The 25268-nt window shown below is 64.4% G+C and carries 23 protein-coding genes; 11 read left to right on the forward strand and 12 right to left on the reverse strand.

The features are described from left to right. Window positions 1-6: 6 nt before the first annotated feature. The 4 genes from QSV36_RS17480 (at window position 7) to QSV36_RS17495 (ending at window position 4924) form a co-directional block, all read left to right on the forward strand. Window positions 7-876 (forward strand): LysR family transcriptional regulator, encoded by an 870-nt coding sequence (locus QSV36_RS17480; RefSeq protein ID WP_289133520.1) that lies wholly within the window; start codon window positions 7-9, stop codon window positions 874-876. Window positions 877-1095: 219 nt separating this feature from the next. Continuing rightward, on the forward strand, window positions 1096-2154 hold the full coding sequence (locus QSV36_RS17485; RefSeq protein ID WP_289133521.1) for a putative 2-aminoethylphosphonate ABC transporter ATP-binding protein: 1059 nt from the start codon (window positions 1096-1098) through the stop codon (window positions 2152-2154). A 1-nt stretch (window position 2155) separates the two neighbouring features. Further along, window positions 2156-3880, forward strand: a complete 1725-nt coding sequence (locus QSV36_RS17490) for a putative 2-aminoethylphosphonate ABC transporter permease subunit (protein WP_289133522.1) — start codon at window positions 2156-2158, stop codon at window positions 3878-3880. An 18-nt stretch (window positions 3881-3898) separates the two neighbouring features. Further along, window positions 3899-4924 (forward strand): putative 2-aminoethylphosphonate ABC transporter substrate-binding protein, encoded by a 1026-nt coding sequence (locus QSV36_RS17495; protein ID WP_289133523.1) that lies wholly within the window; start codon window positions 3899-3901, stop codon window positions 4922-4924. Between the two features lie 114 nt (window positions 4925-5038). Here QSV36_RS17495 and QSV36_RS17500 read toward each other — a convergent pair whose 3' ends face one another. Both QSV36_RS17500 and QSV36_RS17505 read right to left on the reverse strand, forming a co-directional pair. Beyond that, on the reverse strand, window positions 5039-6403 hold the full coding sequence (locus tag QSV36_RS17500) for a GTPase/DUF3482 domain-containing protein (RefSeq protein ID WP_289133524.1): 1365 nt from the start codon (window positions 6401-6403) through the stop codon (window positions 5039-5041). After that, entirely contained in the window at window positions 6396-7787 is a 1392-nt protein-coding gene (locus QSV36_RS17505; protein ID WP_289133525.1) for a DUF2868 domain-containing protein, read from the reverse strand. Before QSV36_RS17505 ends, QSV36_RS17500 begins: the two co-directional genes overlap by 8 nt. A 54-nt stretch (window positions 7788-7841) precedes the next feature. Between QSV36_RS17505 and QSV36_RS17510 the strand changes: the two genes are divergently transcribed. Beyond that, a complete protein-coding gene (locus QSV36_RS17510) occupies window positions 7842-8357 on the forward strand; it encodes a dihydrofolate reductase (protein WP_289133526.1) in 516 nt (171 codons plus the stop codon). Between the two features lie 35 nt (window positions 8358-8392). Here QSV36_RS17510 and QSV36_RS17515 read toward each other — a convergent pair whose 3' ends face one another. Next, window positions 8393-9784, reverse strand: a complete 1392-nt coding sequence (locus QSV36_RS17515; RefSeq protein ID WP_289133527.1) for an L-cystine transporter — start codon at window positions 9782-9784, stop codon at window positions 8393-8395. 244 nt (window positions 9785-10028) lie between these two features. On the opposite strand from QSV36_RS17515, the gene QSV36_RS17520 reads away from it, so the two are divergent. Further along, window positions 10029-11084, forward strand: coding sequence for an HAD family hydrolase (locus QSV36_RS17520; RefSeq protein WP_289133528.1), 1056 nt, complete (start codon window positions 10029-10031; stop codon window positions 11082-11084). Between the two features lie 168 nt (window positions 11085-11252). On the opposite strand, the gene ilvD is transcribed toward QSV36_RS17520, so the two are convergent. Further along, entirely contained in the window at window positions 11253-13094 is a 1842-nt protein-coding gene (ilvD, locus tag QSV36_RS17525; RefSeq protein WP_289133529.1) for a dihydroxy-acid dehydratase, read from the reverse strand. Window positions 13095-13573: 479 nt separating this feature from the next. Here ilvD and QSV36_RS17530 point away from each other — a divergent pair, with 479 nt between their 5' ends. Beyond that, window positions 13574-14230, forward strand: coding sequence for a magnesium transporter (locus QSV36_RS17530; protein ID WP_289133530.1), 657 nt, complete (start codon window positions 13574-13576; stop codon window positions 14228-14230). Window positions 14231-14268: 38 nt separating this feature from the next. Here the strand turns inward: QSV36_RS17530 and QSV36_RS17535 are convergent, their stop codons facing one another. Both QSV36_RS17535 and QSV36_RS17540 read right to left on the reverse strand, forming a co-directional pair. After that, window positions 14269-15465 (reverse strand): class I SAM-dependent rRNA methyltransferase, encoded by a 1197-nt coding sequence (locus QSV36_RS17535; protein WP_289133531.1) that lies wholly within the window; start codon window positions 15463-15465, stop codon window positions 14269-14271. Window positions 15466-15562: 97 nt separating this feature from the next. After that, the gene (locus QSV36_RS17540; protein ID WP_289133532.1) at window positions 15563-16102 is read right to left on the reverse strand and encodes a type 1 glutamine amidotransferase domain-containing protein; all 540 of its coding nucleotides are present in this window, start codon (window positions 16100-16102) and stop codon (window positions 15563-15565) included. 190 nt (window positions 16103-16292) lie between these two features. On the opposite strand from QSV36_RS17540, the gene QSV36_RS17545 reads away from it, so the two are divergent. Beyond that, the gene (locus tag QSV36_RS17545) at window positions 16293-17111 is read left to right on the forward strand and encodes an HDOD domain-containing protein (RefSeq protein ID WP_289134205.1); all 819 of its coding nucleotides are present in this window, start codon (window positions 16293-16295) and stop codon (window positions 17109-17111) included. 3 nt (window positions 17112-17114) lie between these two features. Continuing rightward, entirely contained in the window at window positions 17115-17927 is an 813-nt protein-coding gene (gene mutM, locus QSV36_RS17550; protein WP_289133533.1) for a bifunctional DNA-formamidopyrimidine glycosylase/DNA-(apurinic or apyrimidinic site) lyase, read from the forward strand. 39 nt (window positions 17928-17966) lie between these two features. Here the strand turns inward: mutM and QSV36_RS17555 are convergent, their stop codons facing one another. The 5 genes from QSV36_RS17555 to QSV36_RS17575 form a co-directional block, all read right to left on the reverse strand. Further along, the gene (locus tag QSV36_RS17555) at window positions 17967-18218 is read right to left on the reverse strand and encodes a YfhL family 4Fe-4S dicluster ferredoxin (RefSeq protein WP_013974644.1); all 252 of its coding nucleotides are present in this window, start codon (window positions 18216-18218) and stop codon (window positions 17967-17969) included. A gap of 108 nt (window positions 18219-18326) precedes the next feature. Next, window positions 18327-18806: a pantetheine-phosphate adenylyltransferase gene (gene coaD, locus QSV36_RS17560; RefSeq protein WP_225779623.1), complete on the reverse strand. Its 480-nt coding sequence runs from the start codon at window positions 18804-18806 to the stop codon at window positions 18327-18329. Between the two features lie 111 nt (window positions 18807-18917). Beyond that, a complete protein-coding gene (locus QSV36_RS17565; protein WP_289133534.1) occupies window positions 18918-20516 on the reverse strand; it encodes a GMC family oxidoreductase in 1599 nt (532 codons plus the stop codon). Between the two features lie 20 nt (window positions 20517-20536). Further along, complete coding sequence (locus QSV36_RS17570; RefSeq protein WP_289133535.1) at window positions 20537-21022, reverse strand: twin-arginine translocation pathway signal protein; 486 nt, start codon at window positions 21020-21022, stop codon at window positions 20537-20539. Between the two features lie 10 nt (window positions 21023-21032). Beyond that, a complete protein-coding gene (locus QSV36_RS17575; protein ID WP_289133536.1) occupies window positions 21033-22463 on the reverse strand; it encodes a coniferyl aldehyde dehydrogenase in 1431 nt (476 codons plus the stop codon). 150 nt (window positions 22464-22613) lie between these two features. Here QSV36_RS17575 and QSV36_RS17580 point away from each other — a divergent pair, with 150 nt between their 5' ends. Together QSV36_RS17580 and QSV36_RS17585 are read left to right on the forward strand one after the other, a co-directional pair. Next, on the forward strand, window positions 22614-23279 hold the full coding sequence (locus QSV36_RS17580; RefSeq protein ID WP_225780764.1) for a TetR/AcrR family transcriptional regulator: 666 nt from the start codon (window positions 22614-22616) through the stop codon (window positions 23277-23279). A gap of 35 nt (window positions 23280-23314) precedes the next feature. After that, window positions 23315-24169, forward strand: a complete 855-nt coding sequence (locus QSV36_RS17585; protein WP_289133537.1) for a sulfurtransferase — start codon at window positions 23315-23317, stop codon at window positions 24167-24169. A 49-nt stretch (window positions 24170-24218) separates the two neighbouring features. On the opposite strand, the gene QSV36_RS17590 is transcribed toward QSV36_RS17585, so the two are convergent. After that, on the reverse strand, window positions 24219-25211 hold the full coding sequence (locus QSV36_RS17590) for a hydrolase (protein WP_289133538.1): 993 nt from the start codon (window positions 25209-25211) through the stop codon (window positions 24219-24221). Window positions 25212-25268 lie beyond the last annotated feature (57 nt).

Genomic DNA, 25268 nt, shown 5'->3' on the forward strand with positions numbered 1-25268 from the left:
ACATGCATGCTGAGTTCGGAGCTCAAAGCCTTCTACATGGTGGCCCGCCTGGGCAGCATCACCCTCGCGGCGAAGAAGCTCGGGCTCAGCCAGCCCACGGTAACCACGCAGATTCGTAACCTGGAAAGCCAGTACGCGGTGGAGCTGTTCTACCGCGGCGGACGGCGCCTGGTGCTGAGCGAGGAGGGCGGGCGCCTGCTGCCGATGGTCAAGGCGCTGCTGCAGCAGGAGGCCGACATCGAGTTCGAGTTGCGCAACAGTGGCCAGGCTCAGGGCAGCTTGCGCATTGCCGCCACGGCGCCTTACTACATTCTCGACCTGGTGAAGATCTACCGTGAGCGCCTGCCGCAGGTGGATGTGGCGGTGGAAATCGGCAACTCGCAGCAGGTACTGGAAATGCTCGAGGAGTACCGGGTGGATATCGCTGCTTCGTCGCAGCTGGTGGAGGATGCGCGACTGGTGCGGCGCGTGCTGGGTACCGACCCGTTGGTGGTTGCGGTGCACCGCAACCATCCGCTGGCCCATCACCAGGCGGTGTCGATCGAGGCGCTGGCCGGGCATTGCCTGCTGCTGCGCGAGAAGGGCTCGACCACGCGCAAGCTGACCGAGCAGATGATGCGCGAAGCCGGGGTAACGGCCGGAACGTTGCTGGAAATTGGCAGCCGTGAGTCGATCCGCGAGGCGGTGTTGCGCAATATCGGCATCAGCGTGATTGCCCGGCACGAAGTGCCGCACAACCCGGAGCTGCGGGTGCTGGCGCTGGAAAACGCGCCGCTGATGCACGAGTACCTGTATTGCCTGAAGGAGCGGCGCCAGGCCCGGTTGCCGGCGGCCTTCCTTGGGGTGGCGCAGGAAGTGGCCGGTTCACAGTTCTAGATTTGTGTTGGCTTCTTCGCGGGTAAACCCGCTCCCACAGGTACTGCACAGCCTTCAGATGCGGCGCGATCCCTGTGGGAGCGGGTTTACCCGCGAAGAGGCCCGCGAAGGCCACTACAAAATCTGCCTATACCACTATCACCGGCTTTTGCCCTAAAGCCACAGAACCTTCGCACAGCCTTCCTAGCATGGCCCCCATCTCTTCGCTGAGGCCCTGCCATGAACCCCACCACCCCTGGCGCACAGATGAAAGTGCGCAACATCCACAAGCGCTTCGGTGCCTTCACCGCGCTCAATGATGTCTCGCTGGACATCGCCGCCGGCGAGCTGGTGTGCCTGCTGGGCCCGTCCGGCTGCGGCAAGACCACCCTGTTGCGCTGCATCGCCGGGTTGGAGCGCCAGGACAGCGGCACGCTGTACATCGGCGAGCGCCATGTCTCCAGGCTGCCACCGCAGGCCCGCGACTACGGCATCCTGTTCCAGTCCTATGCGTTGTTCCCCAACCTGACCGTCGAAGCCAACATTGCCTACGGGCTCACCGGCAGGGGCCGCGACCAGGCACGTCAACGGGTGGCCGAAATGCTGGAGCTGGTAGGCTTGGGCGGTAGCGAGAAAAAGTACCCCGGCCAGCTCTCGGGTGGCCAGCAGCAGCGGGTGGCCCTGGCCCGTGCGCTGGCACCGTCGCCCTCCCTGCTGCTGCTTGACGAGCCAATGTCGGCGCTGGATGCCCGGGTGCGCGAGCACCTGTGCAGCGAACTGCGCCAGCTGCAGCGCCAGCTGGGCATCACCACGTTGATGGTGACCCACAACCAGGACGAAGCCATGCTGATGGCCGACCGCATTGCGGTGATGAACAACGGCCAGGTCGAGCAGTACGCCACCCCGCAGGCAATCTACGATAAGCCCGCCACGCCGTTCGTCGCCGAATTCGTTGGCCAGGGCAACTGGTTGCCGTTCCAGCGCAGCGGCGACAGCCATGCCCAGGTCGGTAGCATGAACATGCGCCTGGTGCCGGGTTCGGCCCAGGCCAGCAGCGGCCGGCTGTTCTGCCGCCCGGAGGCGATCACGGTCAACCCGACGGTGCACGAAGACAACCTGTTCCCGGCGTTGGTCCGCGAGATCACCTTTCTCGGCAACCGCTGCCGCATGAGCTTCGAGCTCAAGGCCCTGCCAGGCCATGCGCTGCTGGCCGAACTGGCCCCCGAGGCCATGCCACGACTGGCCTCGCAGGATATCTGGGTGGCACTGCCGCCGCAGCGCCTGCAGGTGTTTGCCTGAGATGGCCGCGCCCATGTCCCTGCCATTGAACCAGGCCCAAGCCAATGACAACGCTGGTATCGCCCGGGGTGACCGGTTGTTCGTCATCGGCGGCAAGTGTCTGCTGCTGATCCTGCTGCTGGTGGCGGTGCTGATGCCGCTGCTGGCGATCTTCTGGCGCGGCTTCAGCGCCGAAGCGGGCCAAGGTGGCGGCCTGGTGGCGGCGCGCGAGCTGTTTACCAGCGCCAACTTTCACTGGTTGTTGGGCAACAGCCTGGCTGTAGCCTTCACCGTCGCGGCCCTCGTGGTGCCACTGGCCTATGTGTTCGCCTATGCCCTGCAACGCACATTGATTCCAGGCAAGGGCCTGTGGCGGGGAATTTCCCTGCTGCCGTTGCTGGCGCCATCGATGCTGCCAGCCATTGCCTTGGTCTACCTGTTCGGCAACCAGGGGCTGCTGCGCGGCTTGCTCGACGACAACATCTACGGCTTCTGGGGGATCGTGCTGGGCGAGGCAATCTACACCTTCCCGCATGCGCTGATGATCCTGCTGTCAGCCTTGTCGCTGGCCGATGCGCGTCTGTTCGACGCTGCCTCCAGCATGGGCGCCGGGCCGTGGCGGGCCTTCACCAGCATTACCTGGCCGGCCACGCGCCAGGCAGTGTTCGCCGCATTCTGCCTGGTGTTCACCCTGACCATCACCGACTTCGGTGTACCTGTCGTGGTCGGCGGCGATTATCAGGTGCTGGCGCTGGAAGCCTACAAGGCCGTGGTCGGCCAGCAACAGTTTGGCCGGGGTGCGCTGATTGGCATGGTGCTGCTGGTGCCGGCGCTCTTGAGCTTTTCCGTCGACGCCTGGCTGCGCCGACGCCAGGGCGAGGCCATGAGTGGCCGCGCCCTGGTGTTCGTGCCCAAGCCGTCGCGCAGCCGCGATGCCTGCTTCCTGGCCATCGTGCTGCTGGTGTGCGCGGCGTTGCTGCTGGTGATCGGCATGGCGGTGTATTCGTCGCTGGTTACCTTCTGGCCTTACAATCTGTCGTTGTCGCTGCGTCACTACCTGTTCGAGGACACCGCCGGGGGCGGCTGGCTGGCCTACCGCAACAGCGTGACCATGGCCACCGCTACTGCGCTGATTGGCAGTATCGCGATCTTCACCGGTGCCTACCTGATGGAGAAGACCCAAGGACAACGCCCGCTCAACCAGGCGCTGCGCTTGCTCAGTTTCATCCCCATGGCTGTGCCGGGCCTGGTCCTGGGCCTGGGCTACGTGTTCTTCTTCAACCTGAACGGCAACCCCCTGCACGTGTTCTATGGCGGCATGGGGCTGTTGGTGGTGTGCACCATTGCCCATTACCTGACCACCGCGCAAATGACCGCGGCCACCGCCCTGCGCCAGCTCGACGGCGAGTTCGAGGCCGCCGCGCTGTCGCTGAAGGCCCCGCTGTACCGGCACTTCTGGCGGGTGACCGTGCCGATCTGCCTGCCGGCGCTGCTGGACATCATCCGCTACCTGTTCGTCTCGGCGATGACCACGGTTTCGGCGGCGATCTTCCTGTACAGCCCCGACACCATCCTGGCTGCCGTCGCCGTGCTGAACATGGACGACGCTGGCAACGTCGGCGGTGCTGCCGCCATGTCCACCCTGATCCTGCTGACCAGTGCCGGCGCTTCACTGTTGCTGGCTGCAGCCTCACGCGGCCTGCTGCGCCGCTCCCAAGCCTGGCGCCAATGCGCCGCGACCGTCTGACCTGTAAGGAACCTACCCATGCACAAGCACCTTGCACTTGCCGCTGCTGTCTCCGCCGCGTTCAGCCTGCAGGCTTCGGCCGCGGCGACCCAGTTGACGGTCTACACCGCGCTGGAAGCCGAACAGCTGAAGACCTACAAGCAGGCGTTCGAGAAGGCCAACCCGGACATCGAGATCAAGTGGGTCCGTGACTCCACCGGCATCATCACCGCCAAGTTGCTGGCCGAGAAAGATCGCCCGCAAGCTGACGCCGTATGGGGACTGGCGGCATCGAGCCTGGCCATCCTCGACCACAACGGCATGCTCGAAGCCTATGCACCCAAGGACCTGGACAAGATCAACAACAACTATCGCGATGCTGCCAACCCGCCAGCCTGGGTCGGCATGGACGTGTGGGCCGCCACTCTTTGCTTCAATACCATCGAGGCCGAGAAACAGGGCCTGAGCAAGCCGGTCAGCTGGCAGGACCTGACCAAGCCCGAGTACAAGGGCAAGATCGTCATGCCCAACCCGGCCTCGTCCGGCACCGGCTTCCTGGATGTCAGTGCCTGGTTGCAGACCTTTGGCGAGCCGCAGGGCTGGGCCTACATGGACGCCTTGCACCAGAACATCGGTCAGTACGTTCACTCCGGGTCCAAGCCGTGCAAGCTGGCGGCGGCGGGCGAGTTCCCGATCGGTATCTCGTTCGAGTATCCGGCCGTGCAGCTGAAGCGCCAGGGCGCACCGCTGGACATCGTGCTGCCGAAGGAAGGCCTGGGCTGGGAGATCGAAGCGACCGCATTGATCAAGGGTTCGCCCAAGGCGGATGCGGCCAGGCGCCTGGCTGATTTCTCGGCCAGCCCGGCGGCCATGGAGCTGTACAAGGAGAACTTTGCCGTGCTGGCTGCGCCGGGTATCGCCAAGCCACAGACCGAATTGCCGGCGGATTATGAACAGCGGTTGATCAAGAACGACTTTGCCTGGGCTTCGCAGAACCGCGACCAGATCCTGGCCGAGTGGCGCAAGCGCTATGACGGCAAGTCGGAGAAAGTGGCCCAGCAGTAAGCTGCCCTCGGCCTCTTCACGGGCCCGCCCGCTCCCACAGGGATCGCACAGGCATCAAGCTTGCGCCGTACCTGTGGGAGCGGGCTTGCCCGCGAAAAGGCCAGACCTGCTGGCTCAGATCTGTGAAACCAGCGCCTCCAGTTGCTCCTGCCGCTCCGCCTGGTCCAGCTTCGCCCCAGGGTTCAGGGTGGACCACTGCGGATGCGCCCGCGCCTTCATCAAGGCTTCCGGCAACTTGCCCTCGCGCCAGGTCTTTTCATCCAGTTCGCCCAGCCTGATGCTGTCCTGCGCCGCATGCCCACGGTTGTCCAGCGCCACCATCAACTGCTGCTGACGCAGGGCCAGCAGGCGCAACACGGTATCGTCCACGGTCAACTCACGCTTGCCTTTCAACTTGCCCATCAGGCGCGACCCATAGTTGCGAGCGGTCTGCAGCGCGCCTCCGGCAATCGCCCCGGCGAGTGCCGCCGCGCCCAGGGTCAGGCCACCTACCAGCAAGTCGACCCCGGCACCGGCCGCAGCACCGGCCGCCACACCGCTGCCCAGGCGCACGCCGAGCAGTTTCAGGGTCTCCGGATTGAACAGGTCGTCACCCCAGCGGCCATCCAGCAGCGGCAGGTCGCTGGCATGGGCATCCTCGCGGCGGAAGGCATACAGTTTGAGCAACGCTTCGACACAGCGCTGTTCGCGCTGGCGCACCTCTTGGCGTAGCGCCTCGATGGCCTGGGCTTCGGCAGCCGGCTCGGCCTCGACACTGCGTCGGCAGGCGGCGCAGTCCAGCAGCAGTTCGGCAATCAGGCGCTTGCCGCTGTGCCGGCGAGCCAGGCGCTGCGCCTGCTGGTCGTCGATCAGCCGCTGCAGGGCCGGGCGGGCGTTTTCCAGCAGCAGCGCCATGCTTTCGTACAACCGCCGCTCGCCATCCTCTGGCGGGGCCACGCTGTCGAACCGCACCAATGCGTGAAGGCCAAGGCGGGCAAGGGCTTCACGCCATTGCGCTTCGCGATGCGAGTGGCTGGCGACGAAGTTGAGTACAGGTAGCAGCGGCTTGCCGCAGCTGGCCAATACCTCCAGCTCGTCGCGGTACTTGGCCAGTACCGGTTCGCGGGCATCGATCACATACAGGCCGGCATTGCTGGCCAGCAGCTGGCGCAGCACCTTGGCCTCCTGTTCGAAACGCTGGCGCGCTTCGCTGCCCTGCAGAAAACGCTGCAGACGGGCCGGGCCGTCCAGGCGCTCGCCGGGGCGGTCCAGGCGTTCGAGGTAGTCGAGCAGGGCGATGGCGTCTTCCAGGCCCGGAGTGTCGTACAGTTCCAGCAAGGGTTCACCGTCCACCGACAGTCGCGCCCCTTCCACATGGCGGGTGGTGCTGGGGCGGTGGGATACCTCGCCGAAGCCGACGTCGCGGGTCAGGGTGCGCAGCAGCGAGGTCTTGCCGACGTTGGTGTGGCCGACCACGGCCAGTTTCAGTGGCTCAGTCATGGCCATGCTCCAGCCAGGTCAGTGGCGAGGTATCGGCATGTGCCAAGCCAAGCCGGTCGAGGGCTTCGTGCCAGTCACCCAGGCGCTGGGCGTCGAGCGCCTCGCCCGGCGCGGCCTGTAACAGCCAGATGCGGGTTGCGCCGGCATTGCGCGCCAGTTCGGCGAGCAACGCCAGGCTGCCACGGTCGGGCGAGCGGCGTGGATCGCAGGCAATGGCCAGGCGTGCCGGGGGGAAGCGGCTCAGCTGCTCCAGCAGCCGGTTACGCGATTCACGGCTGTCGAGCACACCGGCATCGGTTACGCCTTTCGGCAAGGCCGGTGGCCAGGGGCGCTGATCATCCAGTTCCAGGCCGACCAGCAGCGCGCCGCTGCTGCCGCTTTCCAGCTGGCCGGCGGTGAACGTCGGCAAGGCGTCGGGCGCGGCGTCCTGTACGCCGATGCGTTCGCTGCGTGGCATCAGCGCATCACGCAGCTGCGCGTAGCCGGGCAGGCTGAGGTCCAGCGCCAGGCGTTCACGGCCTTGGCGCCAGCGCCACAGGCACAACCCGGCCAGCAGCAGACGCGGCAGCAGGCCATAAACCAGCACCACGCCGAGCAGCCAGCTGGCCCAGGCCTGGCGGGCCGGGTCCAGGGCCGGCAGGCTGCCGCCGCTGGCGCGAATCATGGTTTCGTCGGGCACGGCGAAGCCCAGCAGCGAGGGCAGAGCGCCCAGGGCCTGGGTCAGGTGGATGAACGGGTCGGCAGCGAGCAGGGTGGTTTCCCAGACAAAGCCATAGCGTCGAGTGGCCAGCAAGGCCAACAGCATGCCCAGCGCGCTGATCATCGCCAGCAGCCACAGCCCGTGCACCAGCAGGCCGAGCAACCAGCGGCTGAGGCGCTTGCGCTGCAGCAGCACCAGTAGGGCTGGCGCCAGGTGCGCGGCCTTGGCGTCGCGGGCAAAGCGTTCGCTCAGCCACAGCCACAGGCGGCCCAGCCCGGCGCCATATTCGCCGCTGGCGGCAAAGCCGATGGCCCAGCCCAGCAGCATCAGCAGGTCAAGCCCGAGCAGGCTGCCCAATGCCCAGAACACATTCACCGGGCGTTGCCCATCACCGAGGGCCGCCAGGGCCAGCCCCGCGCCGCTGAGCATGGCCAGTATCAGCAAGGCCAGCAGCGCCAGGCGCGCGCCCTGTTTCCAATGGCGCAGGGCGGTGCTCATGCCGTCGCGTTCGGCCAGGAACAGGGCACGGGTTTCAACGCGGGTCGCCAGGTCACCTCCCGCTTGGCGGGCACGGCGATTGGCTTCCTGGTCCTCCAGGGGGCCAGCATGTTCCTCGCGCAGGCGTACCGCTTCGGTGAGCCAGCGCTTGTCCAGGGAGGTTGGAGCAGTCACAAGGTCTTCCATTGCACAGGTCAGGGCAGAAGCATAACCCACACGCCCGGTGCTATCCTCGCTGGCATGAATACATCACTCCCCCTCAGCCTGATCGCGGCGCACGCCGAAAACCGCGTGATCGGCATCGACAATTCCATGCCCTGGCATTTGCCGGGGGATTTCAAGTACTTCAAGGCCACTACCCTGGGCAAGCCGATCATCATGGGGCGCAAGACCTGGGATTCGCTGGGCAGGCCGCTGCCTGGGCGGTTGAACATCGTCGTCAGCCGGCAGACAGGCCTGGAACTGGCGGGGGCCGAGGTGTTTGGCTCGCTGGAAGAGGCGCTGGTGCGGGCCGAGCAGTGGGCGCGTGAGCACGGCGTCGATGAGCTGATGCTGATCGGCGGGGCGCAGCTGTATGCGCAGGCGCTGGAGAAAGGGCTGGCCAGTCGCATGTACCTGACCCGGGTCGAGTTGTCGCCGGAAGGGGATGCGTGGTTCCCGGAGTTCGATCCGGGGCAGTGGAAGCTGGTGTCGAGCGAGGCGCAGGCTGAGCAAGGTAAGCCTGCGTATCACTTCGAGATTTGGGACAAGGGTTGAGATTGCCGGGGCTGCAGAGCAGCCCCGTCGATCTGTCAGGTATGGCTCAGCTCGGCATGCTCATCGCCGGCCAGCACAGCCTTGTCGGTCTCTTTCAGCAGTTGACTGGTCACCACGCCCGCCGTCATCGAACCGTTCACGTTCAGCGCCGTACGGCCCATGTCGATCAGCGGTTCTACCGAAATCAGCAACGCCACCAGTTCTACCGGCAGACCCATGGCCGGTAGCACGATCAGCGCGGCGAACGTGGCACCGCCACCTACGCCGGCCACCCCTGCCGAACTCAGGGTAACGATGGCCACCAGGGTGGCGATCCACAGCGGGTCGAAGGTATCGATGCCCACCGCCGGCGCCACCATCACTGCCAACATGGCGGGGTAGAGCCCGGCACAGCCGTTCTGCCCGATGGTGGTGCCGAACGAGGCGCTGAAGCTGGCAATCGACTGCGGCACACCCAGGCGGCGGGTTTGCGCTTCGATGTTCAGCGGAATGCTGGCGGCGCTGGAGCGGCTGGTGAAGGCGAACGTCAACACCGGCCACACCTTGCGCAGGAAACGCAGCGGGTTCACCCCGGTGACGGTGAGGATAACGCCGTGCACCACGAACATCAGCCCCAGGCCGAGGTACGACACCACCACGAAGCTGCCCAGCTTGAGGATGTCTTGCAGGTTCGAGCTGGCCACTACCTTGGCCATCAACGCCAGCACGCCATACGGGGTCAGCTTCATCACCACCCGCACCAGGCGCATCACCCAGGCCTGCAGGGTGTCGACGGCCAACAGCACGCGCTGGCCTTTCTCGGCATCGTCCTTGATCAGTTGCAACGCGGCCAGACCGAGGAATACGGCAAAGACCACCACGCTGATGATCGAGGTCGGTTTCGCTCGGGCCAGGTCACCCACCGGGTTGCTGGGGATGAACGACAGCAGCAGCTGCGGGATGTTGAGGTCCGCGACCTTGCCGGCATAGTCACTGTGGATGACCTGCATGCGTGCGCTTTCCTGGGCGCCAGCCACCAGGCCTTCGGCGCTGAGGCCGAACAGGTTGGTCAGGACGATGCCGATCAATGCCGCGATGGCAGTAGTCAGCAGCAGGGTGCCAATGCTCAGCACGCTGATGCGGCCCAGCGACGAGGCATTGTGCAGGCGCGCCACGGCGCTGAGGATCGAGGCGAAGATCAGCGGCATGACGATCATCTGCAACAGGCCGACATAGCCGTTGCCGACCAGGTCAAGCCAGCCGATGGTGGCCTTGAGCACTGGGTGGCCTGCGCCATACAGCGTGTGCAGGCCCAGCCCGAAAACCACGCCCAGCACCAGGCCCAGCAGGACTTTCCTGGCCAGGCTCCAGTGGGTGCGGCGGGTTTGCGCCAGGCCCAGCAACAAGGCCAGGAGCGCCAGCAGATTAAGGGACAACGGCAGATTCATTGAAGCTCCAGCGGAAAATGGCAAAAGAGGCATCGCCTCTGTGAGCGATTGTGAACGGAAATGCTAACAGCCTGAAAACAAACGAATTTATACGCATATGGAATGTGCATAGTCGTTTATGGAATAACGGGCTGTCGCGGATGGCAATGAACGCGGCGCTTGCAGCTGCATGAGGGTCGTTATGAAAGGCCGTCGACGGCGGTTGTTGCACTAGCGTTTCCGGGTCATTTCAGGAGATTCGTAGATGAAATCTGCTCCGAAAGCTGTCGCTGCCGCCCTGTCCCTGCTGTTCAGTATCGAAACCTTCGCCACCGAGCTCAAGCACTGGCCGGCCGAGGCCGCCAAGCAGCTCGACACCCTGATCGCCGCCAATGCCAACAAGGGTAACTACGCGGTGTTCGACATGGACAACACCAGCTACCGTTACGACCTCGAAGAGGCCTTGCTGCCATTCATGGAGAACAAAGGCCTGCTGACCCGCGACAAGCTCGACCCCTCGTTGAAGCTGATGCCATTCAAGGACACTGCCGACCACAAGGAAAGTCTGTTCAGTTATTACTACCGGCTGTGCGAAGTCGACGACATGGTCTGCTACCCATGGGTAGCCCAGGTGTTCTCGGGCTTCACCCTGCAAGAGCTGAAGGTGCAGGTGGATGAAATGATGGCCTCTGGCAAGCCGATCCCCAGCACTTATTACGAAGGTGATCAGGTCAAGAGCATCGAGGTGCAGCCGCCCAAGGTCTTCAAGGGCCAGACTGAGCTGTACAACAAGCTGATGGAGAACGGTATCGAGGTCTACGTGATTTCCGCCGCCTCCGAGGAGCTGGTACGGATGGTCGCGTCCGACCCCAAGTATGGCTACAACGTGAAACCAGAGAATGTAATTGGTGTGAGCCTGCTGCTGAAGGACCGGGCCAGCGGCCAACTGACCACGGCCCGCAAGCAGATCACTGCCGGGCACTACGATGCCAAGGCCAACGTCGGGCTGGAGCTGACGCCATACCTGTGGACTCCGGCCACCTGGATGGCCGGCAAGCACGCGGCCATCCTGACTTATATCGATGAGTGGAAGAAGCCGGTACTGGTGGGCGGTGATACGCCAACCAGCGACGGCTACATGCAATTCCATGGCGTGGATGTGGACAAGGGCGGCATCCACCTGTGGATCAACCGCAAGGCCAAGTACATGGACCAGATCAACGGGATGATTGCCAAGAATGCGGCGGCTCAGGCCAAGGAAGGCTTGTCAGTGACAGCGGACAAGAACTGGGTGATCGTGACGCCGGAGCAGATCCAGTAAGCCTCGCGTTGCCAGTTCCGGCCTCTTCGCGGATTAACCCGCTCCCACAGGTACTGCACAGGTTTCCGATGCTGTGCCGCACCTGTGTGGGTTTACCCGCGAAAGGGTACTCACGGGCATAAAAAAACCGGCGCTCAAGACGCCGGTTCTTTTTTTCTCTGTCAGGCCTTAAAACCCTTCCAGCATCGCCTTGTTACGCACAGCACCTTTGTCGGCACTCGTCGCCAGCAGGGCATAGGCTTTCAGCGCGGTGGTCACCTTGCGTGGGCGCACTTCGGCAGGCTTCCAGCCCTTCTTGTCCTGCTCGACGCGGCGCTGGGCCAGTTCTTCGTCGCTGACTTGCAGGTTGATCGAACGGTTGGGGATGTCGATCAGAATCTTGTCGCCGTCGCGCACCAGGCCGATGGCACCGCCAGCCGCGGCTTCCGGCGAGGCGTGGCCGATCGACAGGCCCGAGGTGCCGCCCGAGAAGCGGCCGTCGGTGAGCAGGGCGCAGGCCTTGCCCAGGCCTTTGGACTTCAGGTACGAGGTCGGGTACAGCATCTCTTGCATGCCCGGGCCGCCTTTCGGGCCTTCGTAGCGGATGATCACGATGTCGCCGGCCTTCACTTCGTCGGCGAGGATGCCGCGCACAGCGCTGTCCTGGCTCTCGAAGATCTTCGCGGTACCTTCGAACACCAGGATCGATTCGTCGACACCGGCGGTTTTCACCACGCAGCCATCCAGCGCGATGTTGCCGTACAGCACGGCCAGGCCGCCTTCCTGCGAGTAGGCGTGCTCGACGCTACGGATGCAGCCTTCGGCGCGGTCCAGGTCCAGGCTCGGCCAACGGGTCGACTGGCTGAATGCGGTCTGGGTCGGGATGCCGGCAGGGCCTGCCTTGAAGAAGGTGTGCACGGCTTCGTCATCGGTCTGGGTAATGTCCCACTTGGCGATGGCTTCTTCCATGCTGCGGCTGTGCACGGTCGGCAGGTCGGTGTGCAGCAGGCCGCCACGGGCCAGCGAGCCGAGGATGCTGAAGATGCCGCCGGCGCGGTGCACGTCTTCCATGTGGTACTTCTGGATGTTCGGCGCCACCTTGCACAGCTGCGGTACTTTGCGCGACAGGCGGTCGATGTCGCGCAGGTCGAACGCCACCTCGGCTTCCTGGGCTGCAGCCAGCAGGTGCAGGATGGTGTTGGTCGAGCCGCCCATGGCGATGTCGAGCATCATGGCGTTCTCGAACGCCTTGAAGTTGGCGATGTTGCGCGGCAGTACCGACTCGTCGTTGTCGCCGTAGTAACGCTTGCACAGCTCGACGATGGTGCGGCCGGCAGTGAGGAACAGTTGCTCGCGGTCGGCGTGGGTCGCCAGGGTCGAGCCGTTGCCCGGCAGGGCCAGGCCCAGGGCTTCGGTCAGGCAGTTCATCGAATTGGCGGTGAACATGCCGGAGCACGAGCCGCAGGTCGGGCAGGCGCTACGCTCGTATTCGGCGACCTTTTCGTCGGAGGCCGAAGCGTCGGCAGCGATGACCATGGCATCCACCAGGTCCAGGCCATGGCTGGCCAGCTTGGTCTTGCCGGCTTCCATCGGGCCGCCGGACACGAAGATCACCGGGATGTTCAGGCGCAGTGCGGCCATCAGCATGCCGGGGGTGATCTTGTCGCAGTTGGAGATGCACACGATGGCATCGGCGCAGTGGGCGTTGACCATGTATTCCACGGCGTCGGCGATGATCTCGCGGCTTGGCAGCGAGTACAGCATGCCGTCGTGGCCCATGGCGATGCCGTCATCGACCGCGATGGTGTTGAATTCCTTGGCCACGCCACCGGCGCGTTCGATCTCGCGGGCGACCAGTTGGCCCAGGTCCTTCAGGTGCACGTGGCCCGGGACGAACTGGGTGAACGAGTTGGCGATGGCGATGATCGGTTTCTTGAAGTCTTCGTCCTTCATCCCGGTGGCGCGCCACAGGGCACGGGCGCCGGCCATGTTGCGGCCTTGGGTGGAAGTCTTTGAACGGTAATCAGGCATGAAACACTCCTGGCGGCTTAATCAGGTCACAGAAAGGGGAGTGAGCTTCTCTTGTCCTTTGTACCGCAGGCCGGTTGCCACTGGCACGGATTGGGGCCGAGGACTGCGCGGGATCGCCGCGTGCCTGGCCAGAGCTCATAAACCCGCCGGGGATGACTGGCGATGAATAGGCCGATTCTACACCGCTGAGGCGGTGAGGGAATGGCGATGTGGCCGGGCGGTGGCTTTGGCCTGTTGGTCGGTTGCTTGTAGGGCCTTTCTGAATCGCTGCTGATGGGGCTGACCAGCAGTCCCTGAGCTTCTATTATCCCGGCGCCGCATGTGCGGCTTTGCGAGAAGACACTCAATGGACCTTCCCAGTTACCGGTTCCACACGAACCTGAAATCTGGCACTGAGCGCGCCGTCGCCAGGGCTGCCGAAGGCTTGAGTCCACGGGGCTGAGGTCTGTGGGCGCCTGGGTCGGCGCCTGGAGAAACTCATGCAACAATCGCTCGATAAAAACACCTCCGGCCCGAACATCCAGGCAGGCCTGGAGGCACAACGGCGTGAGGCGACCGAAGATTTCCACAAGGGCGCCTCGATCACCAGTCATATAGGCAATCTGCGCCACGCGACCCTTGGTCTGCTTTACCGCAAACGCGTGTTCTGGCTGGTTCTGCTGGTGTTCGGCAACCTCTTTTCCGGGGCGGGTATTGCTGCCTTCGAGGAAACCATCGCCGCCCACATCGCCCTGGTGTTCTTTCTGCCGCTGCTGGTGGACAGTGGCGGTAACGCCGGCGCCCAGTCTGCAACATTGATGGTGAGGGGCCTGGCCACGGGTGAAGTGGTCATGAGTGACTGGTGGCGCATGCTGGGGCGGGAGTTCGCGGTGGCGCTGCTGCTGGGATGCACCATGGCAGTGGCCGTAGCGTCCTTGGGGGTACTACGCGGGGGGGCGCAGATTGCCCTGATCGTTGCCAGCAGCATGGTGGTGATCGTACTGGTCGGCAGCCTGATTGGCATGAGCCTGCCGTTCCTGCTCAGCCGCTTCAAGCTAGACCCGGCCACGGCCAGTGGCCCGTTGATCACATCGATTGCCGATGCCGCAGGCGTGCTGGTGTACTTCGGAATTGCAACGCAGGTACTGGGCATCTGAAGCGAACCGGGGGCGCGAAGGCCCCCGGTCGCCAGCGCTTAGCTGTTTGGCAATAACCGGCAGGTGATGCTCTTGATGTAGCGGGTTTCGGCGATGGCCGGGTGCACCGGGTGGTCCGGGCCTTGGCCGCCGCGCTCGAGCAACTGCAGGTTGCGGTCGAGATGGCGGGCGCTGGTGAGCAGGATGTTGTGCAGGTCGTCTTCAGGCAGGTGCATCGAGCACGAGGCGCTGACCAGGATGCCGTCCTTGGTCAGCATGCGCATGGCCTGCTCGTTCAGGCGGCGATAGGCCGCTTCACCGTTTTTCAGGTCTTTCTTGCGCTTGATGAACGCGGGTGGGTCGGCAATGATCACGTCGAAGCGTTCTTCGGCGGCCTTGAGTTCGCGCAGGGCCTCGAACACGTCGCCTTCGATGCAGGTCAGCTTCTCACTGATGCCGTTCAGCGCGGCGTTGCGCTCCACGCCATCCAGGGCAAAGCCCGAGGCATCGACGCAGAACACTTCGCTGGCGCCGAAGGCACCGGCCTGCACGCCCCAACCACCGATATAGCTGAACAGGTCGAGCACACGCTTGCCTTTCACGTACGGTGCCAGGCGGGCGCGGTTCATGCGGTGGTCGTAGAACCAGCCGGTCTTCTGGCCGTCACGCACCGGGGCTTCGAACCTGACGCCGTTCTCTTCCAGCGGCACCCAGTCCGGCACTTCACCATAGACCGTCTCGACATAGCGCTGCAGGCCCTCGGCGTCGCGCGCCGAGGAGTCGTTCTTGAACAGGATGCCGCTGGGCTTGAGCACCTGGACCAGCGCCGCAATCACGTCGTCTTTGTGCGCTTCCATGGTGGCCGAGGCCAGTTGCACCACAAGAATGTCGAAGAAGCGGTCTACCACCAGGCCTGGCAGCAGGTCGGAATCGCCGTAGACCAGGCGGTAGCACGGTTGCTCGAACAGGCGCTGGCGCAGCGACAGGGCCACGTTCAGGCGGTGTACCAGCAGCGACTTGTCCAGCGGCAGCTTGGCATCGCGCGACAGCAGGCGAGCGCAGATCAGGTTGTTCGGGCTCAGTGCAACGATGCCCAGCGGCTTGCCGTTGGCCGCCTCGAGAACGGCCTGCTGGCCGGCCTGAAAGCCCTGCAACGGAGTCACGGTGACATCGACTTCGTTGCTGTAGACCCACAGGTGGCCGGCGCGCAGGCGGCGGTCGGCATTGGCTTTGAGGCGAAGGCTGGGCAGGGACATGACGTCGCTCCGGAAAAAAGAGCGGGATTATAACGCGTTGCCCGGCCATGCGCCCGTTGTAGGAGCGGCCTTGTGTCGCGTCATCCGGTACATGGCATCAGGCCGCCAGTGCCTTGATCAATTGCTGGTTGAACGCCGGAATGTCATCGGGCTGGCGGCTGCTGATCAGCTTGCCATCGACCACCACTTCCTCATCCACCCACTCGCCGCCGGCGTTGCGAATGTCGTCCTGCAGGGTCTTGTAACTGGTCATCCGTTTGCCCTTGACCAGCCCGCATGACACCAGCAACCAGCCTCCGTGGCAGATCACGGCCAGCGGCTTGCCGGCCGAATCGTGGCTTTTCACCAGTTTTTGCGCCGCGGGGATGAGCCGAATCGTGTCAGAGTTTTGCACGCCGCCAGGGAGCACCAAGGCATCGTAGAGGTCCAGGTGGGCACCTTCGAACGTGGCATCCACCGCGAACTCATCCGCCGGCTGGTCATGGTTCCAACCGCGTACCGTGCCCTCCTTGTCGCTGAGGATATCCACCACCGCGCCGCTCTGTTCAAGGGCTTCGCGGGGCCCGGTCAGCTCCACCTGCTCGAAGCCATCGGTGACCAGAAAGGCTACGCGCTTGCCGTTCAGTTCCGCACTCATGGTCCTTGCTCCTTTTTCGATGGATGTAAAAAAGAGGCCCGCGGCGGCCAAGGAAAGTTCCAGCGTTACGATTCAATGGTTGGTCCCTTGCCGGTACAGGGGGTTAGAATCGCTCGTCCCGAACGAGTGTGCACGTATGTCCCAGGAACTCAGCGCCGAACAGATCCAGCAAGCCTTGCAAGGCATCACCATCCCGCCGCAACCGCAAATCATGGTCGATCTGCAGTTCGAGCAGTACATGCCAGACCCTGACCTGGAAACCATCGCCAAGCTGATTGCCCAGGACCCGGGGCTTTCGGGGGCGTTGCTCAAGCTGGTCAATTCCCCGCACTTCGGCCTTTCCAACAAGATCGGTTCGATCCAGCGCGCGGTGAACCTGCTGGGTAGCCGATCGATCATCAACCTGATCAACGCCCAGTCGATCAAGGGCGAAATGAGCGACGAGACCATCGTCACCCTCAACCGCTTCTGGGACACCGCCCAGGATGTGGCGATGACCTGCCTGACCCTGGCCAAGCGCACCGGCATCCAGCCGGCGGACGAGGCCTATACCCTCGGCCTGTTCCACGACTGTGGCGTGCCGCTGATGCTCAAGCGCTTCCCCGACTACATGGAGGTGCTGGAGCAGGCCTATGCCACGGCCGACGGGGAAACCCGGATCGTCGACACGGAAAACCGGGCCTTCAACACCAACCATGCGGTGGTCGGCTATTTCACCGCCAAGTCCTGGCGCCTGCCCGAGCACCTCAGCGCGGCCATCGCCAACCACCACAATGCCCTGGCGGTATTCCGCGACGAAAGCTCGCGCAATACCCAGAGCCAGTTGAAGAACCTCCTGGCGGTACTGAAAATGGCCGAGCACATCTGTGCCTCCTACCGGGTACTGGGCAACCAGTCGCTGGACCATGAATGGCGCGTGGTCGGCCCGCTGGTGCTCGATTACATCGGCTTGTCGGAATACGATTTCGAAAACCTCAAGCAGAACATTCGCGAGTTGGGCGGGCACTGACACATGCCGGAATTACCCGAAGTAGAAACCACCCGGCGCGGTATCGCGCCGCACCTGGTAGGCCAGCGCGTCAGCCGGGTGGTGGTGCGTGACCGGCGCCTGCGCTGGCCGGTTCCCGAAGACCTGGACGTGCGCCTGTCTGGGCAGCGCATCGTCAGTGTCGAGCGGCGCGCCAAGTACCTGCTGATCAACGCCGAGGTCGGTACGCTGATCAGCCACCTGGGCATGTCGGGCAACCTGCGCCTGGTCGAGCTGGGTTTGCCGGCGGCCAAGCACGAGCACGTCGACATCGAACTGGAGTCGGGGCTGATGCTGCGCTACACCGACCCGCGCCGCTTTGGCGCGATGCTGTGGAGCCAGGACCCGTTCAACCACGAACTGCTGCTGCGCCTGGGGCCGGAGCCACTGACCGACCTGTTCGACGGCGAGCGGTTGTTCCAGTTGTCCCGCGGGCGTTCGATGGCGGTCAAGCCGTTCATCATGGACAACGCAGTGGTGGTGGGGGTGGGTAACATCTACGCCACCGAGGCGCTGTTCGCCGCCGGGATCGACCCACGCCGCGCGGCCGGCGGGATTTCACGGGCGCGTTACCTGAAGCTGACAATGGAAATCAAGCGGGTGCTGGCGGCGGCAATCGAGCAGGGCGGCACCACCCTGCGCGACTTCATCGGCGGCGATGGCCAGCCGGGGTACTTCCAGCAGGAATTGTTCGTGTATGGGCGGGGCGGGCAACCGTGCAAGCTATGCGGCACGCAATTGCGCGAGGTCAAGCTGGGGCAGCGGGCCAGCGTGTACTGCCCGCGTTGCCAACGCTGAGGGGGTGCGATCCTACAGGTACCGCGCAGGCCTGCAGGTTCAGGCCTTGCCGGTAATCCGACGATACTTGGCCATCAGCTCTTCTTCGGTTTCCGGGTGCGCTTCATCCAGCGGGATGCAGTCGACCGGGCAAACCTGCTGGCATTGCGGCTCGTCGTAATGGCCCACGCACTGGGTGCACAGGTTAGGGTCGATCACGTAGATCTCTTCGCCTTGTGAGATGGCCTCGTTCGGGCACTCGGGTTCGCAGACGTCGCAGTTGATGCAATCGTCGGTGATGATCAGGGACATGGGGACTCCGGCCGGGGCTCAGCGCCCGGGCATATTCAACGCAGTGGGCACAATTGTGCCGCATTCGCGCCCGCAGTGCACGCGGGCGCAGATAATCAGCTGCCTGGCTTACTTCCTGAAGCGTTCGGTCAACGCGTCGGCCACCGCCGGGTGGACGAATTTGCTGATATCCCCCCCCAATGCGGCGATTTCCCGGACCAAGGTCGAGGAAATGAAGGAATAACGCTCCGAAGGCGTGAGGAACAGGCTCTCGACATCGGGGGCCAGTTGCCGGTTCATGTTCGCCAGCTGGAACTCGTACTCGAAGTCGGATACCGCCCGCAGGCCACGCAGGAACACGTTCGCGCCCTGTTCCTTGGCGAAGTGTGCCAGCAGCGAGGAGAAGCCGATGACTTCGACATTGGGCAGGTGCTTGGTGACCTCACGGGCGAGCTCCACCCGTTGTTCCAGCGGGAACAGCGGGTTTTTCTTGGGGCTGGCCGCCACGGCGATGATCACATGGTCGAACAGCCGCGAGGCGCGTTCGACCAGATCGCCATGGCCTTTGGTAATGGGGTCGAAAGTACCCGGGTACAACACTCGGTTCATCGCGTCATCCTGGCTGGAGTGCGTTGGGGAGTCGGATGGTAGCGCAGCGACTGCGCCCGGCCAAGTCATGCGGCCGGCTGATGGCACTATAGACAGGGGCCGTGTTCGTTGTCATGCGCTGTGTGCCAGGCGGGCAATCAGGGCCTCGCTGAGCCTGGCGCTGATGGCATACACCGACAATTGCGGGTTGGCACCGATGCTGGTGGGGAACAGCGAACCGTCGTGTATCGACAGGTTCTCCAGCTGGTGATGGCGGCCCAGGCTGTCGCATACCGCCTGGCGCGGGTCTTCCCCCAAGGCACAACCGCCCATCACGTGGGCGCTGCCCAGGCGCGTGCGGAACGGCTCCAGGCGCAAGCTATCGATCATGGCCAAGGCCTGTTGCAGGCTGGACGCAGCACGGGCATCGCTGTGCACGGGGGTTACCTGGGTGGCGCCGGCGGCGAACTGGATTTGCGCCATGCTGCGATAGGCGCGGCGCAAACCGTCATACAGGTAGCCGGTGAGCGGGTAGTCGAGCACGGGAGAGCCATCGCCGCGCAGCTCCACCGTCCCACCCTGGCTTTGCGGGTGAAAGCCGTCGCGCAGCAGTGCCAGCATCACATGGGTATGGGGTAGCTCGGCCATGCGCCGGGCATTGTCCTCGCCATACCCACCCAGCAGGGTGCTGGCCAGGGCCGGGTGCAACGGCGGTACCTCCAGCTTGTAGCCAATCGGGCCGTCGACGCCGCCTTGCCATTGGAAGTGGTCACTGTAGATGGACTGCGGGGCGCCGTAGTAGGGATCGATACGTTCGTTGAAGCGTGCTGCGCTGAAGTTCACCAGGTGCAGGAAGGTGCGCTTGCCCAGGCAGCCGTGCGGGTCGGGCGCAGCGGACCGCAGCAGTAGCGCCGGGCTGTTGATACCGCCCCCGGCCAGAACGTAATGGCGCGCACGTATGCGGACCTGGCGGCCCGAAGGGTGTATGCCCTGGCTGTCCAGCGCCTGGCAGGTCAGGCCATGGATGCGTTCGCCGTTGTGCTCGAAGCGCTCGGCCCGGGCCAGATAGAGCAACTCGCCGCCTTGCTCGAGCGTCGCGGGAATGCGGGTCACGAGCATTGATTGCTTGGCATTCACCGGGCAACCCATGCCGCAATAGCCCAGGTTCCAACAGCCGCGCACGTTGCGCGGAATCACCGCCCAGCGGTAGCCCAGCTGCTCGCAGCCACGGCGCAGCACGTCGTTATTGGCGTTCGGCGGCAGTGCCCAGGGGCTGATGCCCAGTTCCTGTTCGATACGTTCGAACCAGGGGCGCATCTGCGTTTCGTCCAGGCCGCTCACGTTATGGGCCGAGGCCCAGTACGCCAGGGTCTCGGGCGGAGTGCGAAAACTCGAAGTCCAATTGACCAGCGTGGTGCCACCCACGGCGCGGCCCTGCAGAATGGTGATGGCGCCATCCTTGCTCATGCGGCCCAGGCCTTCCTGGTACAGGCTGGCGTAGGCTTCGTTTTCCAGCAGGTGGAAATCGTTGCTGGTCTTCAACGGGCCTTCTTCGACCAGCAGCACCTTGAAGCCGGCGGCGCTGAGCATTTGTGCACTGGTTGCGCCACCGGCACCGCTGCCAATCACGGCAACGTCGGCTTCCAGGGTGAGGTCCTGCTCCAGGCGCGAAGCGTCATGGGTGATCCAGCCACGCTCCAGGCCTTGGCGAAACGGGTCGGGTACAGGCATCTGCGCTGCTCTTGTTGTTTTCAGATCTTCGGTGGCCCTGGGTAGCCGCAGGCGGCCCAGGATTCAGGGCGTTCGTACCAGGCCATCTGCAGCAACTGCAGTAGCGAGGCGTGGCCCATGCGCAGCAGGTTCAGCGAGCTGTCCTGCCAACGCTGCAGGAAGGCCCTGACTTGCGCGGGGCTGGCTTGTTCCCAGGCGCTCCAGACACCCGTCAGGGGGCCGCGGGTCAGCGGCAGGCTGAGCACGTCGAACAGTTGCCGGGTGAGCTTGAGCATCTCAGGTGACAGCGCCGCCAGCTTGTGGTCGAGGCTGTGCAGCACCAATGTTTCGGTGGCCTGTGTGTCGGCCAGGACCACGGGAATCAGCGCACTCAGTAGCGGCAGGTCATCGTCGCGCAATGCGTGGTAACCGGTCGCGGCTGTTTGTGCGCGGCAGCCGACCAGGCTGGTACCGGCCAGGATCAGGCTGGCGCCAAGGCTGAAACGCAGCAGATCGCGGCGGTGCATGGGCCGGCCCTCAGCGGATGAATAGCTTGAAAACCAGGCGCTGCAGGGCTTTGCCATAAGGCGGGTAGATCAGCCGCGCGGCATTGAAGCGTTGCTTGGCCAATACCGCCTTGGCCTTGCTGAAGGTGAGGAACCCGTCATGGCCATGGTAGTGGCCCATTCCCGAAGGGCCGATGCCGCCGAACGGCAGGTCGTCCTGGGCTACGTGAAGCAGGGTGTCGTTCAGGCACACGCCGCCGGAATGGGTGTGACGCAGCACCTGCTCCTGGCCGGCGCGGTCATAGCCGAAGTAGTACAGCGCCAGCGGGCGTGGTCGTTGGTTGATGTAGGCCAGCGCCTGTTCGAGACTGTCGTAGGGCACCAGCGGCAGCAGCGGGCCGAAGATCTCGTCCTGCATCACTTGCATGTCGTCGTGCACGTCGAGCAACAGGTGCGGCGGCAGGCGTCGACCCTGGCGGGTTTCGTTGGGGTAGATGTCCAGCACCTGCGCGCCCTTGGCACTGGCGTCGTCCAGCAGGCCCTGCAAGCGCTGCAGCTGGTACGGGTTGATGATGGCGGTATAGTCGGGGTTATCGGCGATGCGCGGGTACAGCCGGCGTACCGCACGCTGGTAGGCGTCGCTGAAGGCCTGCAGCCGCTCGCGCGGCACCAGCACGTAGTCGGGGGCGACGCAGGTCTGGCCAGCATTCAGGGTCTTGCCGAAGGCGATGCGTTCGGCGGCGCTGTCCAGCGGTACGTCGGCCGAGACAATCGCCGGCGACTTGCCACCGAGTTCCAGCGTGACCGGAGTCAGGTTGTGTGCCGCAGCCAGCATCACCTGACGCCCGACGCTGGTGGCACCGGTGAACAACAGGTGGTCGAAAGGCAGGCGGGCGAAGGCCTTGCCCACCTCGACTTCGCCAAGCACCACGCTGACCAGGTCGCTGGGGAATACGCGCTCCAGCAGCTGTTTCAGCGCGCGGCCACAAGCCGGTGTGGCTTCGCTGAGCTTGAGCATGACCCGGTTGCCAGCGGCCAGGGCGCAGGTCAGCGGGCCGATGGCCAGGAACAGCGGGTAGTTCCACGGCACGATGATGCCGACCACGCCCAAGGGTTGATAACGCACCTGCGCGCTGGCGGGCTGGAAGGCCAGGCCGACCCGGCGCCGGCTGGCGCGCATCCAGCGTTGCAGGTGTTTTTCGGCGTGGCGCAGGCCCTGCACCGCAGGCAGCAGTTCGGCCAGCAGGGTCTCGTTGGCGCTGCGCCCTTCAAAGTCTTGGCCGATGGCTTCGATCAGCTCCGCCTGGCCGGCCAGCAAGGCCTCGCGCAGGTTTTTCAGCCATTGTCGCCGCTGCGCCGCGGGTGGCAGCGGGTTGCCGGAAAAGGCCCGGCGCTGAACAGCGAACATCGTCGCCAGGTCGGTGTCGGATTGCACAGGAGGCAGGGCACTAGGCGAGTTCATGGCAGTGGCGAGTCCGGGCGGGAAATCCGTAGAGCCTATACTCTAACCCGGGCGCTGGTGCGAATTTTTCCGCGCATTCATGCGGTGCATTCCACCGCCAATACGCCGTAAGATGACCTTTTGATGAAGCCCGCAGACTGGGAGCCGAGCATGGCGCCGCGCATGAAGACCCGAGAGCGCATCGTGCAGAACAGCCTGGAGCTGTTCAACCAGCAGGGTGAACGTAGCGTCAGTACCAACCACATTGCCGCGCACATGGAAATCTCACCCGGCAACCTGTATTACCACTTTCCCAACAAGCAGGCGATCATCGCCCTGTTGTTCAGCCAGTACGAAGAACTGGTGGACAGCTTCCTGCGCCCGCCGCAAGGCCGGCCAGCGACCGTGGAAGACAAGCGCTTCTACCTCAAGGCCCTGCTGGCCGCAATGTGGAACTACCGTTTCCTGCACCGTGACCTGGAGCATCTGCTCGACAGTGACCCGGAGCTGGCCGCCCGTTACCGGCGCTTTTCCGAGCGCTGCCTGCGCCAGGGCCAGGCCATCTACCGCGGCTTCGTCGAGGCGGGGATCCTGGCCATGGTGCCGGCGCAGATCGAATCGCTGACCATCAACGCCTGGATCGTGCTGACGTCCTGGGTGCGTTTTCTCAGTACCACGCGGGAACATTCCGCGCATCTGGGCGAAGAAGCCTTCAAGCGCGGCGTCTATCAGGTGCTGGTGCTGGAGCTTGGCTTCGTCACCGAGAATGCCCGCAGCGCCGTGGACGCCCTGTGTCAGGAATTCCATGTACCGTTCAACCAGGCCCTGGCGCAGTAGCCCGGGGCCCCAGTGCCATCGATCAGGAGATTGTCATGCCCCTTGCGCAATTGATCACCCCGCAGCAGTTGGCCGAGCGTCTGGGTTCGGCCAAGTTGGTGATACTCGACTGCCGCTTTGCTCTGGAGGATGTGGACTATGGCCAACGCAGCTACGCCCAGGGGCATATTGCCGGGGCGCATTTTGCCGACCTGGAGCGTGACCTGAGCGGGCCGGTGAGCAAAGGCCGCACCGGGCGCCACCCGTTGCCCGATGCGCAGCGGCTTGTCGAACGCCTGCGCGAGTGGGGCCTGGACAATGACAGCGAGGTGGTGTTGTACGACGACGGCCCTGGCGCCTTTGCCGCCCGAGCGTGGTGGTTGCTGGCCTGGCTGGGCAAGCGCAGCGGTGTGGCAATCCTCGACGGCGGGCTGAAGGCCTGGCATGCGGCCCACCTGCCGCTGAGCCTCGACCCGCCAGCCAAGCGGGAAGGCACCTTCGCAGGTGAGCCAGACGCCAAGCTGCTGATCGATGCCGGGCATCTGGCCAAGCGTCTGGGGGCAGACGACCTGACGTTGCTCGACGCGCGTGCCTTGCCGCGCTTTCGTGGGGAAGTGGAGCCGATCGACCCAGTGGCGGGGCATATCCCAGGCGCCCAGTGCGCAGCGTTCACCGACAACCTGGGGGCTGACGGGTGCTTCCTGCCGGCGGAGCAGCTCAGGCAGCGCTTTGCCGAGAAGCTGGCCGGGCGCGCGCCGGAGCAGTTGGTTGCGTATTGCGGATCTGGGGTGACTGCTTGCCATAACCTGTTTGCGCTGGCGCTGGCGGGGTATCCGCTGGGCAAACTGTATGCCGGGTCCTGGAGTGAATGGATCAACGACCCGGCGCATGGCGTAGCGACCGGCGAATGAGCAGGCCTGGCCACAGCGCCGGTTTGCCGGCGCTGAGGCCGTTATTGCTTTACTGGCCTTGCAACAGCCACTGCGGAATCCGCCGCTCCAGGTAATACCCTGGGTTGCGCAGGCTGCCATCGACGAACCCCACGTGGCCACCCCGTTTGTGCAGCTCGAAACGGGTCTGCGGCGCCAGCTCACGTGCCGTGGGCAGGCTGTGGTCCGAAACGAATGGGTCATCGCTTGAATGGATGATGAGGGTCGGCGTGCGGTTGCTGCCCAGGAAGAAGTGGCTCGATGAACGGCGATAGTAGTCGTGCACGTCGCGAAAGCCGTTCAGTGGGGCAGTGACCTTGCCATCGAAGTCCCAGAATGTGCGCAACTTGCCCAGCGGCCCCAGCCGTTGCAGTGTCGCCAGCCGTTCATGCTGGCCATTGTCGTGAAAGTGGCGCTGCTTGAGCTGCACGTACGCCAGCATCTCGCGCATGAAATGCGCCTGGTACACCTTCGAGAAACCCTGGCCGATACGGTCGGCGCAATGGTCCAGACGAAACGGCACCGACACCGCCACTGCCGCTTCCAGCTGGCTGGCGACGCCGCTTTCACCCAGGTACTTGAGCAGCACGTTACCGCCCAGCGAGTAGCCCACCGCATACAACGGTGCCAAGGGGCGCTGGGCACGCAGGTGGCTGACGATTTCTGCGAGGTCTTCGCTGGCACCGGAATGGTAACTGCGCGGCAGCAGGTTGGGTTCGCCCGAACAACCCCGCCAGTTGACTGCCACGCTGGCCCAGCCGCAGCCTTGCAACGCCTGCTGCAAGCCTTTGACGTAGGGCGAATGCGATGAGCCGGTCAACCCGTGCAGCACCAGTACCAGGGGCGCATGGGGCTGGTGCGGGCCGTGCCAGTCTAGGTCGATGAAGTCGCCATCGGCCAGCCACAGTCGCTCGCGGTTGCGCGGCAGGTCGGGCAGCTTGCGCCACAGTGGCCCCCACAGGGTTTGCAGGTGAGGGTTGGACAGGCCGATGGCCGGGCGGAACGTGGCACTGGAACTAGGCATGCTGGGCGACTCGTGATGTGCCTGCCTAGAGTGCCATGAAACAGCGCCATTGTACGT

Source organism: Pseudomonas sp. BCRC 81390 (genome assembly GCF_030341915.1).
Lineage (GTDB): Bacteria > Pseudomonadota > Gammaproteobacteria > Pseudomonadales > Pseudomonadaceae > Aquipseudomonas.

Excerpts from the sequence above, each read along its gene's own strand:
- coaD (WP_225779623.1), bottom strand. The coding sequence starts at position 18,806 with ATGAACCGAGTGTTGTACCCGGGTACTTTCGACCCCATTACCAAAGGC.
- QSV36_RS17555 (WP_013974644.1), bottom strand. The coding sequence starts at position 18,218 with ATGTCCCTGATCATCACCGACGATTGCATCAACTGCGACGTCTGCGAA.
- QSV36_RS17495 (WP_289133523.1), top strand. The coding sequence starts at position 3,899 with ATGCACAAGCACCTTGCACTTGCCGCTGCTGTCTCCGCCGCGTTCAGC.
- QSV36_RS17480 (WP_289133520.1), top strand. The coding sequence starts at position 7 with ATGCTGAGTTCGGAGCTCAAAGCCTTCTACATGGTGGCCCGCCTGGGC.
- QSV36_RS17575 (WP_289133536.1), bottom strand. The coding sequence starts at position 22,463 with ATGAACTCGCCTAGTGCCCTGCCTCCTGTGCAATCCGACACCGACCTG.
- QSV36_RS17515 (WP_289133527.1), bottom strand. The coding sequence starts at position 9,784 with ATGAATCTGCCGTTGTCCCTTAATCTGCTGGCGCTCCTGGCCTTGTTG.
- QSV36_RS17500 (WP_289133524.1), bottom strand. The coding sequence starts at position 6,403 with ATGACTGAGCCACTGAAACTGGCCGTGGTCGGCCACACCAACGTCGGC.
- ilvD (WP_289133529.1), bottom strand. The coding sequence starts at position 13,094 with ATGCCTGATTACCGTTCAAAGACTTCCACCCAAGGCCGCAACATGGCC.
- QSV36_RS17485 (WP_289133521.1), top strand. The coding sequence starts at position 1,096 with ATGAACCCCACCACCCCTGGCGCACAGATGAAAGTGCGCAACATCCAC.
- QSV36_RS17505 (WP_289133525.1), bottom strand. The coding sequence starts at position 7,787 with ATGGAAGACCTTGTGACTGCTCCAACCTCCCTGGACAAGCGCTGGCTC.
- QSV36_RS17490 (WP_289133522.1), top strand. The coding sequence starts at position 2,156 with ATGGCCGCGCCCATGTCCCTGCCATTGAACCAGGCCCAAGCCAATGAC.
- mutM (WP_289133533.1), top strand. The coding sequence starts at position 17,115 with ATGCCGGAATTACCCGAAGTAGAAACCACCCGGCGCGGTATCGCGCCG.
- QSV36_RS17590 (WP_289133538.1), bottom strand. The coding sequence starts at position 25,211 with ATGCCTAGTTCCAGTGCCACGTTCCGCCCGGCCATCGGCCTGTCCAAC.
- QSV36_RS17520 (WP_289133528.1), top strand. The coding sequence starts at position 10,029 with ATGAAATCTGCTCCGAAAGCTGTCGCTGCCGCCCTGTCCCTGCTGTTC.
- QSV36_RS17580 (WP_225780764.1), top strand. The coding sequence starts at position 22,614 with ATGGCGCCGCGCATGAAGACCCGAGAGCGCATCGTGCAGAACAGCCTG.
- QSV36_RS17530 (WP_289133530.1), top strand. The coding sequence starts at position 13,574 with ATGCAACAATCGCTCGATAAAAACACCTCCGGCCCGAACATCCAGGCA.
- QSV36_RS17570 (WP_289133535.1), bottom strand. The coding sequence starts at position 21,022 with ATGCACCGCCGCGATCTGCTGCGTTTCAGCCTTGGCGCCAGCCTGATC.
- QSV36_RS17510 (WP_289133526.1), top strand. The coding sequence starts at position 7,842 with ATGAATACATCACTCCCCCTCAGCCTGATCGCGGCGCACGCCGAAAAC.
- QSV36_RS17565 (WP_289133534.1), bottom strand. The coding sequence starts at position 20,516 with ATGCCTGTACCCGACCCGTTTCGCCAAGGCCTGGAGCGTGGCTGGATC.
- QSV36_RS17585 (WP_289133537.1), top strand. The coding sequence starts at position 23,315 with ATGCCCCTTGCGCAATTGATCACCCCGCAGCAGTTGGCCGAGCGTCTG.
- QSV36_RS17535 (WP_289133531.1), bottom strand. The coding sequence starts at position 15,465 with ATGTCCCTGCCCAGCCTTCGCCTCAAAGCCAATGCCGACCGCCGCCTG.
- QSV36_RS17540 (WP_289133532.1), bottom strand. The coding sequence starts at position 16,102 with ATGAGTGCGGAACTGAACGGCAAGCGCGTAGCCTTTCTGGTCACCGAT.